The sequence below is a fragment of the Ktedonobacter racemifer DSM 44963 genome, assembly GCF_000178855.1.
In the GTDB taxonomy this organism is placed as follows: domain Bacteria; phylum Chloroflexota; class Ktedonobacteria; order Ktedonobacterales; family Ktedonobacteraceae; genus Ktedonobacter; species Ktedonobacter racemifer.
Genome location: NZ_ADVG01000004.1, coordinates 2,344,217 through 2,357,958, shown reverse-complemented (window position 1 = coordinate 2,357,958; position 13,742 = coordinate 2,344,217). Strand labels below are relative to the sequence as shown.

8 protein-coding genes and 3 pseudogenes are annotated in these 13,742 nt (G+C 54.1%); 8 read left to right on the top strand and 3 right to left on the bottom strand.

Annotated elements, in window-relative coordinates:
- The first annotated feature begins 27 nt into the window (after window positions 1–27).
- Entirely contained in the window at window positions 28–462 is a 435-nt protein-coding gene (locus KRAC_RS69885) for a transposase (protein WP_007921109.1), read from the top strand.
- Here KRAC_RS69885 and KRAC_RS52075 read toward each other — a convergent pair.
- Window positions 423–2,768: a winged helix-turn-helix domain-containing protein gene (locus KRAC_RS52075; RefSeq protein ID WP_244422559.1), complete on the bottom strand. Its 2,346-nt coding sequence runs from the start codon at window positions 2,766–2,768 to the stop codon at window positions 423–425. The genes KRAC_RS69885 and KRAC_RS52075 overlap by 40 nt on opposite strands.
- 6 nt (window positions 2,769–2,774) lie before the next feature.
- On the bottom strand, window positions 2,775–3,083 hold the full coding sequence (locus KRAC_RS77530; protein ID WP_040447546.1) for a hypothetical protein: 309 nt from the start codon (window positions 3,081–3,083) through the stop codon (window positions 2,775–2,777).
- A 514-nt stretch (window positions 3,084–3,597) separates the two neighbouring features.
- Here KRAC_RS77530 and KRAC_RS52065 point away from each other — a divergent pair.
- From KRAC_RS52065 to KRAC_RS69880, 3 genes and pseudogenes are all read left to right on the top strand, one after another.
- Window positions 3,598–4,053, top strand: coding sequence for a hypothetical protein (locus KRAC_RS52065; RefSeq protein ID WP_007921108.1), 456 nt, complete (start codon window positions 3,598–3,600; stop codon window positions 4,051–4,053).
- 167 nt (window positions 4,054–4,220) lie between these two features.
- Complete coding sequence (locus KRAC_RS64295) at window positions 4,221–4,856, top strand: HAD family hydrolase (RefSeq protein WP_007921107.1); 636 nt, start codon at window positions 4,221–4,223, stop codon at window positions 4,854–4,856.
- Between the two features lie 382 nt (window positions 4,857–5,238).
- Window positions 5,239–7,770 (top strand): annotated as a pseudogene (locus KRAC_RS69880) (PAS domain-containing protein).
- Between the two features lie 785 nt (window positions 7,771–8,555).
- Here KRAC_RS69880 and KRAC_RS64290 read toward each other — a convergent pair.
- Complete coding sequence (locus tag KRAC_RS64290) at window positions 8,556–9,068, bottom strand: DUF302 domain-containing protein (protein ID WP_007921105.1); 513 nt, start codon at window positions 9,066–9,068, stop codon at window positions 8,556–8,558.
- Between the two features lie 262 nt (window positions 9,069–9,330).
- Here KRAC_RS64290 and KRAC_RS52035 point away from each other — a divergent pair.
- The 4 genes and pseudogenes from KRAC_RS52035 to KRAC_RS80440 all read left to right on the top strand — a co-directional run.
- A pseudogene (locus KRAC_RS52035) lies at window positions 9,331–10,546 on the top strand (IS110 family RNA-guided transposase).
- A gap of 531 nt (window positions 10,547–11,077) precedes the next feature.
- Window positions 11,078–11,686 (top strand): IS607 family transposase, encoded by a 609-nt coding sequence (locus KRAC_RS52030; RefSeq protein WP_007921104.1) that lies wholly within the window; start codon window positions 11,078–11,080, stop codon window positions 11,684–11,686.
- Window positions 11,655–13,106: an RNA-guided endonuclease TnpB family protein gene (locus tag KRAC_RS52025; protein ID WP_040441717.1), complete on the top strand. Its 1,452-nt coding sequence runs from the start codon at window positions 11,655–11,657 to the stop codon at window positions 13,104–13,106. Before KRAC_RS52030 ends, KRAC_RS52025 begins: the two co-directional genes overlap by 32 nt.
- A 336-nt stretch (window positions 13,107–13,442) precedes the next feature.
- A pseudogene (locus KRAC_RS80440) lies at window positions 13,443–13,727 on the top strand (transposase family protein); the annotation flags it as partial.
- Window positions 13,728–13,742: the final 15 nt, after the last annotated feature.

Genomic DNA, 13,742 nt, shown 5'->3' with positions numbered 1-13,742 from the left:
CCCAAAGCTCTCGCCTGTTATGGAGTATTGTGGCAACAGGGACCGATCGATGATCCGATTCGCAAACAGATGTCGCTGCGCTTCGTGACCGGACGCCCCGTCAGCGCCATCACCACCCAATTTCTGGAGTGGTGTTGCACTCGACTGCAAGCTCAAAACAAGACTTCTTGGCTGCTGATCTGGGATAATGCCTCCTTTCACGTGAGCAAGATGGTGCGGACCTGGATCAGAGAGCACAACAGCCTGGTCAAAGCCGAGGGCAAGGGCGTGCGTATTCTGCCTTTGTTTCTGCCCACGAAAAGCCCTTGGCTCAATCCCATTGAGCCCAAATGGGTCCATGCCAAACGCAATGTAGTCGAACATGATGGGCTGCTTACCGCCAAACAGCTTGCCGCACGAGTCTGTGCCTACTTTGGATGTTCCTATGAGCCACATCTTGTTCTTTCCGAAAAGGTTTCGTAATTATGCACTAGCAACGGTTGTAAGCTCGAGGATAGCTTTTTTTTCAGATGCGTCGGCCGGGGCATCGGCTGCTGGTTGAACGCACACAACAGCGTCTCCAGATACGGGAGATCTTCCGCCTGGGGGTTCTGTTTTCTGAGTTGGGGGAGCAATGCAGCCATAAGTGGCCCCTCGTCTACAAAGCAACGGATGTAGCCTTCTGCTGCACCCAGGTGCACAGCTTGCGAAAGCAGAGACAACGCATCTTGTTGTCGCTGGAGCAGATGATATGCCTGCACTTGCAAGAGCCACATTTCCAGCACATGATACCACCGCTGCGTGGCCGTTGCCTGTTTCACCAGGAGCGTGAGCAGGTTCAAGGCAGACTCTGGTTGGGATTCGGCAAGCAGCAGGCGGACGAACGCCACGTTTTGCCGCTCCCGCGCCAGTGGAGAAACCAGCGGCGCTTTCCACTGCAGATCACTCACCCAGCGTCGTGCCTGTTCCAGATCGCCACATGCTAGCCAGAACCGCATCTGATCGACGCAAGTCCAGAGCGCTACGCGATAGGGCGACGGCATCATTCTCCAGGCGTATTCCAACTGCTGAGAGACTTTTCTGGCTTCCTCCAACTTCCCTTGCGAGAGGGTAATCCGCAACAACAGGGTATAGGCGAGGGGTAAAAACGCCAGCATTTCGGCCTGTTCGCCCAGTTGGATCGCCTGTTCGACGAGGGGTTGGGCTTCCTCTAACCGGTTCCACTCGTGCAAGATCCTTGCTTGAAAGGTATAGGGCCAGCATAATTGAGCTGGTTGGTGTCCCTCAAGGGTTTGAAGCGTGTGGATCGTTTGTTCGCTGTATTGCCATGCCTGGCGCAGTTTGCCTGCCATCGTCATTAGCAGTGTTACCTCGAATAAGTAGAGACTTTCGAACTCTCGATCCCCTTCCGCTTTGATCCGGTTCAAGCTCGCCTGCACCTGCTGCAGAGCACGCTCGAGATCTCCCTGAGAGGTGTTCGCCCGAGCCTGGGCAAACGTCACATAGACCCGGGCCGCCCATTGCTGCTCCTCAAGATGGGTCAGCGCCTCCTGGCAGAAAGCCTGTGTTGCTCCTGCATCCCCATAATGCAAGCTGGCAATCAAGCCATGCCATGTGGCGATTTCCCCCAAGAGATGGAGTGGTGCCTCTGGTTCGTATCTGCCTCGCACTTGGCCTGTCTGTTCTTCCCGCTGATGGGCTCGTGTCCAGGCACGTCTGGCATCACGCACCCAGCTTTCGGTGACCCCCGGAGGAGCGACCCAGAACAGGCGCTGAGCAGAGGCCAGGCACAAACGAGGTCGCTCACGCACGACCTCGCGGGGAAGTTGCTCCATCCAGAACGGGTGCAGTTCATCCTTGAACCGGCTCCAGATGCCCTGACTGTGGATCTGTTCCAGAAGCCACGCTGCCCAGGACCACTCGTGCGCCTGCAGCGCGTGCTGGATTGCTTCGCCGCTCATCTGCTGTGCCGCATACCACTGACTGGCCCGCAGATGCAGACCAGGCACCTCCATAGGAGAGGTCTGCTCCAACTGCGCCTGCATGGCCTCGGCAAAGAGGAGGTGGTAGGCATACCACTGGCGCTGGTCATCCAGGGGACTGAGAAAGAGATTGGCTCGTTCCAATTCCTCCAGGAAGAGTTGGCTGTCCTGCTGCTCCAGGACTGTATTACACAGGGAGGTGCACAGGCGGGATAAGATGGACGTTCGCAGGAGGAAGGTCTGCACCTGCGCTGGCTGGCGGTTTAGCACCTCCTGCACCAGGTACTCGAAAAGAGCGGGCTGGTTTCCCTGCAACGCTTGCAGCAGGTCTTTCGGAGGCGCCTTCTCCTTGAAGGCGAGCGCCGCCAGTTGCATACCCGCCCACCAGCCCTGCATGCGTGCGTCCACGTCCTGGATGTCCTGCTCGGAAAGCCGAAGATCCATTACGCTGCGGAGAAAGGCGGTCATCTCCTCTCTGGTCGCGCGCAATTGCTCGGTACGTAATTCCAGGATCTGTCCCTGTGCGCGCAGCCGGGCAAGGGAAAAGGGAGGATCCGTCCGTGTCGCCAGCACCACACACAGGGTAGGTGGCAGGTGCTTGAGCAGCAAGGCAAGCTGGGCATGGATCGCTGGCTCCGTAATCTCCTCATAACTGTCCAGTACCAGCACCAGGTGCTCGCTTTGCCGGGACAAGCCATTGATTAGAGCCGTGAGCATCGCTTGCCAGGAGGGTTGCGGGGTATCATGCAGGGCAGCAAAAGGAAGCCGTGAAAGTCCGGGCCGACAGCGTTCCAACGCCGTCAGCACATAGGTCTAAAACTGAGAGGGAGCGTTGTCACTGGCGTCAAGCGACACCCAGGCTACTGGCGGGTGGCCTGGAACCAACGAGCGCACCCAGCTTGCAAGCAGCGTGGTTTTCCCAAAGCCCGCGGCGGCGGAGAGGAGAATGACGCGTCGACGGAGGCCCGCATTGAGCAGGGCCAGCAGATGAGGGCGCGCAATGATCTCATGAGTGGATACGGGGGGCAGAAACTTGGTCGCAACCAGCCACTCAGAACTTGAGCCTGGGACAGGCTCAAGTTCTGGTGCGTTCCTGAGGTATTTCTGATTCTTGTGGTCCATGATCGTTTTTCCTGTATAATACCCTTTTTTTGCGGCGAATAGGTTAACGCTTTGGAAGCTGCTTTGCCCTTGCACAGAGAGGAGATCCCTGCGCCTCGTTGCTTAAGAATATCTCTTTTTATACATGGAAAATGTCTCCTTTTATACAGGACTCCCCCTCTCGTCTTCTAGTATACTTCAATCGTCAGAGATCATCCGGCAGAAGAAACGCTGGCGAGACGGGGTGCGGTATGTTTTTTTGCGCTGAGCCTATCCAGGTCACAAGCCGCACCCGCCACATTTATGGTAGAGCTACACAATTTATTGTGTTTTTGGAGGAGAAAAAATCAATATCTTGATTCATGGACGCTGTCTCGCGCAAAAAAACTTGTCCCACCCGTCGGCCAGTCGGCCAGGGGTGCGGCATGTTTTTTTGCGTCGAGCTCATCCAGGGCAACGGAGAGGTGGTACGATGTGAGAGAACAACGTGATTGAGGCGTAGCGGAACGATTTTGCACATATGGAGTGGAAGATCATGAGAAAACATCCTGACGAAGTGTATCTGTCCAAGCGCAACAAGATTGAACACTGGCCGGTAGAACTGGCCGAGAAGGTACTTGCCAGCCCACTCCCATGGGGGCCACCAACCTATGCCTTCGGCGGGTATATCGACGACCCAACACAACCTGACCAGAGCGGTGATGTTCATGCCCTCGCTTTTTGTGTCGATGGCGCCTATGAACGCCACGGAGGGGACATCGGTGAAGCCTGGAAATGGGCTCGCCCTCTTCTCCATCACCTGAAATCTGGTGGCTCCTGCGAGCAATATGCAACACAGGATTTGTTGGATCTTGTGTTTCTCAATGTTCGTCTCGAACGCTTCTCAGATGGGCACATCCGTTCCGAGGAAGCGCTCCTGCGTGACATCGTGCGAGAAGTGGTCCGACGGGTCCAATCTTCTCATCCGCCTGTCTTTTTGGTGCAAAAATAGAGACACACGTGATTGACAACACGAGGAGAAGGAGTCGCAACGATACAGGAAGGCCGAGCAAAGTTTGATCTGCTCCGCCTTCGTGTGCTCTCTCATGCCCAAACGAAACAGAGCTCTCAAAAAAAGAGCGAAAGCGAACGTCTTACGACTGCATAGGAGGAAGAACCATGCCCATTCAAGCCATTATAGTTGATTTTTACGATGTCCTCTACTGTGAAAAAGACTCCGTTTCATTGCAAATCTTTGAACAACGTCACAATCTGCCAGAAGGGGGCTTGCGGCAAGCCATGTCGCGATCAAAGTATTTCCGCGAGGCTCGACTAGGCAGAGTGGATGGGGAAACGCTCTGGCGCGATGTCGCCCAACACATCGGGACTTCCCCAGAAGAATGGCGGACACTTGTCTCCCTCTCTGAGTCCGCTTTTGGACTCAATGAAGACCTGGTCGCTTTCTTTGAGAGGCTGCACCCTTACTATAAAATGGCTTTGCTCAGTAATGCGACTCCACACGTGCGCCATCTCGTCACACAACAGTTTCACCTCAGCCATCTATTCGATGTGATGGTGATTTCGGCTGAGGAGGGGGTGAAAAAACCAGACCCAGAAAGTTATGAACGAACCTTACAGCGGCTCCAGGTACCTGCGGCAGAGACAATCTTCGTGGACGATGATCAAGACTATGTGGCGACAGCACAAGCATTAGGGATGTATGGGGTCGCGTTTCACACAACCAAGCAAGCGATGACCGATATTGACAAGCTTCTGCAGTCAAACGAAAGAGAGATCTCTCCCCAGAACACTTGAGCCTAGCTGGTTTGTCAAGAAGGGGTTGATCAGCAAATGAGTATGGATTCCTCTGGAGCGACACAAGGGTCTCAGCTATTGGTGCGCGAAGTTTTTTCCTGGACTCTGCCTCACGCAAAAAAACTTGCCACACCCGGCGAGACGTAATGAATGACAGCATTTGCCACATCAAAGCAGGAGAGATCCTTCATCAGGGATGGGTATATGGAAGGGAAAATAATGATATGACAAGCATAAATAAAAAGAGTATGTAGAAATGGAAGAAGATCAGTATACGCTAATTGATGCTCTTCCCCAATTTGTCTGGATCAGCCGACCTGATGGCTCTCTCGCATACGCAAATCAACGCTGGCGTGACTACAGTCACCTGTTGTCTCAACATATGGGAGAGCAGGCGGGGTTTGCGCATGAGCAACTAGATTGTTGCTCATGCGCAAAGGACAGGCAGCACACGCTGCCCTACACAGGCTCCCTCGCTGACCAAGAGGTCTGGCTGCAAAACCTTCATCCGGAGGATCGAGAGCGTGTCCTGGCACTGCAGCGCCAGGCCATTGCGACGGGTGAACCCTATGCGTTTGAATACCGCCTCAGGGATGGACGCATGGGAGCGTATCGCTGGTTCTTATCACAGCATGTGCCACTGCGCAATGAAGCAGGCCAGATTGTCCAGTGGGTGGCCACCTGCACGGACATCGATGATCAGAAACGAACGGAGCAGCAGCTCAAAGCCAGCGAGCAGAACTGGCGGGTGCTGGCTGAAACGGTGCCCCACCTGGTGTGGGCCGTGCGATCCGATGGCCGTCTGGAGTATGCGAATCAGCACGTGTATACCTACCTTGGTGCTGTTCCTGAATACCTCCTGGGCGAGGAATGGCGGCAATTCGTGCATCCGGACGATTATGAGCGCGTTCAGGCTGCTCGACGTCGCACACTTGAAACCGGTGAGCCTTATGAAGGCGAATATCGTCTCAAGGAGCACCAAACGGGCCGCTATCGCTGGTTTTTAGGACGCATCATGCCGGTGCGCGATGAGACCGGCCAGATCGTCCAGCGGTTTGGGACTGCCACCGATATCGACGAGGAAAAACGAGCCGAACACCAACTCAAAGAAAGCTGGGAAAGGTTGCGTGTGCTTACCGAAATGGTGCCGCAGCTCGTGTGGACAGTTCGACCAGACGGCTGTCTTGACTACTGTAACCAGCACTATTGTGAGTATATGCAGGCCACGTTTGAGCAAGTCCAGGGCTATGGATTGCAGCAGTTTTTGCACCCGGATGATGCTGAACGGACGCTGGCTCATCGGCAGCTTTCGATTAAAACAGGTAAAGACTATGAGATAGAACATCGTATCAGAAACGGCCAAACGGGAGCGTACCGGTGGTTCTTAACCCGTGCGCATCCGGTGCGTGATGGAGCAGGCCAGATCGTCAAGTGGTTTGGCACCTGCACCGATATTGAGGAGCAGAAACGGACGGAGCTGCAGCTCAAAGAAAGCCGGGAGAGCTTGCGTGTACTGGCCGAAGCGGTGCCACAACTGGTATGGGTAAAACAACCCGACGGCCAGGTCGAGTATGTGAACCAGCGCTGGTGTGACTATATCGGGTTGACGCTTGAGCACGTCCAAAGCGACCGGTGGGCGTATCTCCAGTGCATCCATCCTGATGATCGTGAACGCAACCGAGCTCTCGTGCAGCATGCCCTGGAGACGGGAGAAATGTATGAATACGAAGGGCGTGTCAGACAAGCTCAGACTGGGGAGTATCGCTGGTTTTTAGTCCGCGCCCTTCCGGTGCGCGATGAAACGGGCCAGATCGTCAAGTGGTTTGGTACCAGCACCGATATCGAGGAGCAGAAGTGTATTGAGGCAGCCTTGCGCCAGAGTCAGGAGCGGGTGAATGCCTTAATGAACTCCAGTATTATCGGCATCGATATCGCCGAAGGAGAGCAGATTGTGGACGCGAACGAGCCTTTTTGCACATGACGGGGTATACGCGTGAAGATCTGCATGCAGGGCGTATCAACTGGATGCAGATGACCCCCCCCCCAGAATACCTGGCTCGCACCTTGGAGGCTTGTCAGGAACTGACCACCCAACGGTCAACGACGCCCTATGAGAAAGAGTACGTGTGTAAAGATGGCAGTCGCCTTCCGGTGCTCGTGGGTCTTGTCGCCTTACCGCATCACCCATCTCAGGCAATCGTCTTTGTGCTGGATAACTCGGCACGCAAGGAACTGGAACAGCGCAAGGATGATTTTATCAGTATAGCCAGCCACGAACTGAGGAACCCGCTCGCGGCCTTGAAACTGCAGACCATTTTGCTGCACCGGCAACTGGCAAAGCAAGGTACCCTGGATCAGGCTCCGGCCCTTGCTTGCATGGAGGCCCAGATCAAGACCATCACCCGACTGGTGGAAGAATGTCTCCAAGATCCAGGCAGGAAGACTTGAGTACGTCCGGGAGACGGTCGATCTCGACGAGCTGCTCCGGGAGAGCACCAACACGATACAGCAAATCTATCCCAGCCATCGCATTCTGGTGCGCGGTACCGTGCAGACCAGCCTGCTTGGGGATCGAGACCGGCTGGGACAGGTCTTCACCAACCTGCTCTGCAATGCCATCAAGTATTCTCCGGACGCCCAGACCGTCGAGATGGAGCTCTCCGCCTCCGAAGAGGCGGTCACGATCCGTGTGCGCGATCATGGCCTGGGTATCCCGCGCGAGCAGTGTGACAAGATTTTTGAACGCTTCTATCGGGCCGCTAGTCCCAGGCAGCAAGCGATCCCTGGTCTGGGCATGGGGCTCTATATTGTGGCCGAGATCATCAAGGGCCATGGGGGAATCATCACGGTAGACAGCGACGTTGGAAAAGGCTCCACATTTACGGTGACCCTTCCCACGAGGAGGGATGCCTGAGCAGGGAAAGAACACGACGCATGTCATCGGGGGGGTGGTGCAGCGGAACAGGCAAGTGGTTGAAGGCCAATGCTCGCGCGAGAGAGCCTCGGAGAAGCTGTAATGCATGCAAAAAGAGCAAAGAGAGCGGGATTAGCGATCCAACTCTTTTTTCTCTGTGTTGTTAACCAGCTCTGTAAGCCAGCCCAGAGCTTCGACCACGTTTCTGTTCCGCAGCACCACCTACCCCGTTCCCTCCTTTGAGGAACGCAGCACGAGTTGCGCGCGGCGTCCCCAATTTACAAGATGTCAACGGAAGAAGCCCCATCGGGAGCGGCTTCACCTGGATGACCAACACCGAATCCCATGATTCAGATCAATTTCCCTTCGGTTTAAAATCTGCCCACCCTTGAGTGAATTTACCACCACTCGCGCAGGATATCCTGGCGGTGCTCAAGAAGTACAACGAGCTGGGCTATCCAGGGCCACGCGCAAGCGAAGAGATCGACCTGAGCACCATGGAGTTCTAAACCTGTCTTGCCTGGCCAGATACAATAAAGGCCGATCAGAAGACCAGGGGACACGCGCCGAGGATCGTGTCATCAAGTCCCATCCAGCGTATGCAAAAGGGACCCCTGGTTATTCTTGCATCTCATGGTGTAGTATCAAGGCGCACTGTGGTTTGACTCGATTAATCGCCAAAAGGTGGGGATATGCGTCAGTGAGGTTGTGAGTAAAAGAGTGGTCGTTTGAGTCTTAGAGAGCAGAGTTTCTGAACACTTTGTAGTAATCGGGCAGCCGTGAGGCTATCTGATCTGAGAGGCAGCTTTCTGGACGAGGTGCGCAACTTTTTGATCCAGATCCGCTGCGGTCTGCACAAACTCTTCCTCCGTCACCGCGCATACTTGCAGCAAAGAGGATGGCCGATCATAACTGAGACAGGTGTTTCCCCGTGCATTTTCATACAGCAGCACCCGAATCGGCACATAGAGTCCTGCTTGAGCTGAGTACTTCTCGAAGTGCTGGGCTATCAAGGGATTGCCAATAATATAGAGTTTTGCTTTGAGAGGATGAACAAGGCGAGAAAACCACGCGCCATGATCAAGAGCCAAAAACTCCATGAACTCACTTGATCCCAAGAGCTGCTCAATGCCTTGTGTGAACTCTTCCAGTGTACGACTGGATGTGACAACGTTCTGATACGCCTCATGTCCCTTGCGCCCGATTTGCCCCTCAAATGCTTCGGTGACCCGCTCGAATGATTGTGTTGTCTCGACGACCACGTGGTCAACAAGAACTTGCTGCTCTGAAGGAGACATGCTTTTTGTCCTTTTACAGTAAACTAGAAACAAGCCCTCTCGACAAAGGGCCGGAGCAAGCAGTACACTTGCTCATATGAACAGTCAAATCTGGAAAGCGAAAGCCTAGTTTGTCCATGCGGCTCGACCGATTAAGAAAGATCGTGCTTCGCTTTCCATCGTTCCTGGCAAAGCACTCATTGGAGAGTCGTGCTTCGAGCACCACAGTAAAGGGACTGCGCCCTTCCAGGAACCAGTATCTCCAACGAGGAGGACTTGATGTATGTGGTATGCAGGTGTCGATTGGGCGGATAGCCATCACGACATCGTCGTCCTTGACGAGATGGGGCATCGGCTCACCTCGTTTCGCATCATGCACACCCCGAAAGGACTCGACGAATTGACCAGCCGACTGACCGCCATCTGTGGTCAAGAGCACAAGGCGGAGCTGGCGTGCATTGTCGAAACCAATCGCGGATTGTTGATTACGAACTTGTTGGAAGCGGGTTTCGCCGTCTATCCGGTGAACCCCAAAACGGTGGATCGCAAACGCTCGGCATCGGGAGCCAAAACGGACCAGATTGATGCCTATCTGCTGGCAAAACATGGTCGTTCGGAGATCGCAGACCTGCGACGGCTGGAACCTGATAGCCCACTGATTGCCGAACTGAAAGCGTTGACACGGGATCAAGATGGCTTGATCCAGATGCAAACGCGCCTGGTCAATCAACTGACGGCGTGCCTCAAAGCCTACTATCCGGTCGTGTTGCATCTCTTTGGCAAAGTCCAACAACCTTCGACCTTGCACTTTTTGCAACGCTATCCTACCCCAACGGCAGCGATGGAGGCGACGTCGCAGGACATAGCTGCTGTGCTGAAGGAAAGTAGGCATCCAACGGCCGAGCAGACCGGGATGTGGATCGTGGAGCAACTGCATCAACCGCATCTGACTACGGATGCAGTGACGACCCGCACGCGCGTCGCGCTTGATGCTGGCTTTGATCCGACAGCTCTTGCCAGTGCTGGAAGAGGTTGCTGCCTACGATCAGGAGATCGAGCGCCTTTTTTTGACCCATGCTGACAGTCATCTGTTTCGCACCTTGCCTCGTGCGGGCAAACGCCTTGCTCCTCGACTGTTGGCAGAATTGGGAGATGATCGTTCTCGTTACCGAGATGCGAGCAGCTTGCAGGCATTGGCAGGTACTTCGCCTGTGCCCTATGAAAGTGGCAACTATGCCAAACCTCATCGACGGTATGCCTGTATCAAACCCTTGCGCAATGCGCTGCATCAGTTTGCCTGGCAAAGTACGCACACCGAAGCCTGGGCCATGGACTACTATCAACGCAAACGGGCAGAAGGCAAAAGTCATAGTGTCGCGGTGAGAGCACTTTCCAATGTATGGGTGCGCATTCTCTTCGCGCTGTGGCTCAAGCGAGAGGAGTATCAAGCCATCATCTTTGAGTGCGCCAAACGTGAGCATGCGCCTCGTGCTGCTTGAGCACTGAGGATTCTGCTGGATCAGCCGGGATCGCCAAGAGGCAAAACAGCCGCCTGTTTTTTGCCTTTCAATCTGGCATACCTTTTTTTCACCATGCAAGCGGCGGGCTGTCAAGCCGCTTCGCTTTCCTTGACAGCCCGCCGTGGCATGGTAGACTTTCTCATGCCAGATTGAAGCTGTTCCTTTCCTTTGCATCATGGCGTCTTTTCCCTCTCATTCCAAATTGGTCATTTTAGGGCTTGACATAGAGAGTCTTTCTTTTGAAACAGGAAGATGGGAGAGATCGGGTCGTGCTGAAAAGTGAAGACAGGATTGCTCCTCTCCCAACGTCTCTCATCAATCATCTTTCTAGGTTATACGAATACATCCTTAATGTAGCGCTGAGATGCAAACACAGCGCTATATTGACACATAACCTCGTCGTTTTGAAGCATTTGTCCGCCGAAAAAAGGTATCCATTTTGTATAAGCAACCATCACAAAGTATCATCATCTCTTGCATATCTCAAGCAGATAGAGTATACTTGGATGTATGAAGTTATCGAGTTATGCCAAGAAGATTGGGATCAGTTATAACAGCGCCTGGCGTATGTGGAAACGCGGCCAGATTCCCGGCTATCAATTGCCCACCGGCACCGTGATCATTGATCCGCCAGAGCTTCGCTCGGTTCCGGTCCACGCCGTCGCTGTGTATGCTCGTGTTTCAAGCAGCGAAAACAAAGACAACCTGGAAAGGCAAGCCGAGCGGCTGGTGACCTGGTGCAATGCCCAAGGCTGGTCGGTCAGCAAAGTCGTCAAAGAGTGCGGCAGTGGCATCAACGATCAGCGGCCCAAGTTTCTGGCGCTGCTGGCAGATCCCAAAATCGGGCAGATCGTGGTTGAACACAAAGATCGCGCTTCTCGCTTTGGCATGGCCTATATTCAGACCTTGTTGGCTATGCAAGGACGGAAACTGGTCATCGTCAACACCGCTGATACCGCCGACGATGATCTCATGGGCGATTTTATCAGCATCATTCCCTCGTTTTGCGCTCGTCTTTATGGTCGCAGACGAGCCAAACGCAAGACAGAACAAGTGCTAGCGGCTTTGCAGCAGAATGGACCCGCCCGTGAGCAAGAAGCCCCAAAAAGCCTCGCTTGATGAGAAAAAAAAGCGCAAGCGCAAAAAGAAGACGAAGCAGACCATCACTCGAGCGGTGACCCATATCCGTCTCATTGAGGCCAATCCTGGCAAACTTGAGGCGCTCGATCAGCTTGTGGCGGTTTACTTGCCGCTGTGCCAACAGTACACCACCCTGTTTTGCGAGGCCGAGACAAGCCCGGACAAGTACCAAGAAACCGTCTTCAAAACCGATCTTTCCGACCGCTTGCATCGAGTGGCAATACAGCAAGCCGCAGGCATTGCCAAAAGCGTTCGCACGAATCGAGCGAACGCCTATCAGGCGTACCTGGAAGATGTGGCTGATTACGCTCAGGCCAAGGCTCAGGCGGAAGGCCGGATGTCCGCCTTCAAACGCCGCGAACCGACCTGGACCGAATGGGATCTCCCTGTGCTGCGTGTGCCAGTCATCCAAGCCAATGTCAACGTGGTGGTGCTCGAGAAGTCGGAGGACTCCACGTTCGACTACTGGCTGCGCGTGTCCACCTTAGATGTCGGGAATCCGCTTCGAGTCCCAGTCAAACTCGCCTCCTATCACAAACGAGCACTCGAAGGCCGCACGCTCAATGCATCCACAACACTTCACAAGCGCAATGGAGTCTGGTGGCTGACGCTCTCCTTTGACGAGGACGTTCCTCTTCAAACCAAGCCTGACGCCCCTACAGTAGGCGTCGATGTGGGCATTGCCCATTTCCTCACGACCTCCACCAATAAAGCGTATGGCAGTTTTCATGGCAAGATGGCCCGACAGCACAAGCACGATCGGGAAAAGCGTCGCCGCAAGGCGAAACTGCGAGCCTGTCTGGAAAAGAAAGGCGTCCCAAAGGGCAAGCTTCCTTCGACAAGTTCTGAAACGTCGCAACGCTTGAGCCGTCACGTCAAGCAAGAGATCAACCGGGCGGTCAATGCGTTGGTCAAAGATCATCGAGATGCCAGACTCATTTATGAGGACCTCAATGTGGCCTCGATGCGCTTCAAAGCAAGGGTGATGAACAGTTATCTGTATGCTTCTCACCTGGGGCATATCCCAGAGCAGCTGGCCTGGGCCGCCGCCAAACAGGGCATGGCAGCCCACACGGTCCGAGCCGCCTATTCCTCTCAGGAATGCCCCCGCTGCCATTATGTCGATCGCGCTAATCGGCCGAACCAGAAAACCTTCAAGTGCCTGGTCTGTGGTTACGCAGACCAGGCCGACCGCAAAGCCGCACAGACGCTCGCGGGACGCTGGGGGGATCGGAAACTGGCGGCATGTCGCTCGACCTCGGAGGTCAAGGCGCTCCTCATGACGCGGCATGAAGCGTGGAAACAGCAGAATCAGCAGAGGATCCAGGATGCCGGGCCTCCCGTCCAGTTGAGCTTCTGGGATCCCCCAGAGATGTTCCTGGAATCATCTCACGAGTGAACATCTCTCAGTAGAGAGAGGTGCATAGGATGCTCGTAGTGCATCCTCCCGCCTAGTCCGCTGTTTGGTAAACAGGCGTAGGTTAAAGTGAGAAGGATAATCATTGCAATAGATGGTTATGCTTTGATCAACTATTCAACAAACATTTTAGGAGAGAAATCTGCCAGTTTGTAGACACAACTTTTCAGGGCGGGTTTATGCCTCATATTTGAGTTTGGGTGATGTTATGTGTCAGCAAAATGACGAACAGATCTTCCAATCAAGCTCAAGTTTCTGGCAAGGTTATGCGCCAAAAGTGGCGAATTTATGAATCTTACGCAACCTTGCTGATGAGTAATGTGGTATACCAAAAAGTTGAACATTTTTTCGCTTTTTTTCAGAGCTTTTTTGAGGACCCCAAAACATCCCATGATCATTTTTCCAGACCTTCCCAATGTTGAAGTGGAAGGAGTAGAGGGAGCCGAGGAGATCATCCTGACCCTACGTACGACATCCCCAACAGCCTCTTGCCCCTCCTGTGGAACCGCATCTTCGCGTCTCCAAAGTCGCTATACGCGGACGTTGCGCGATCTTCCCTCCGTTGGGCACTCCATCCGCCTCATCATGCATGTCCGCCGTTTCTTTTGTAAAAAGAGT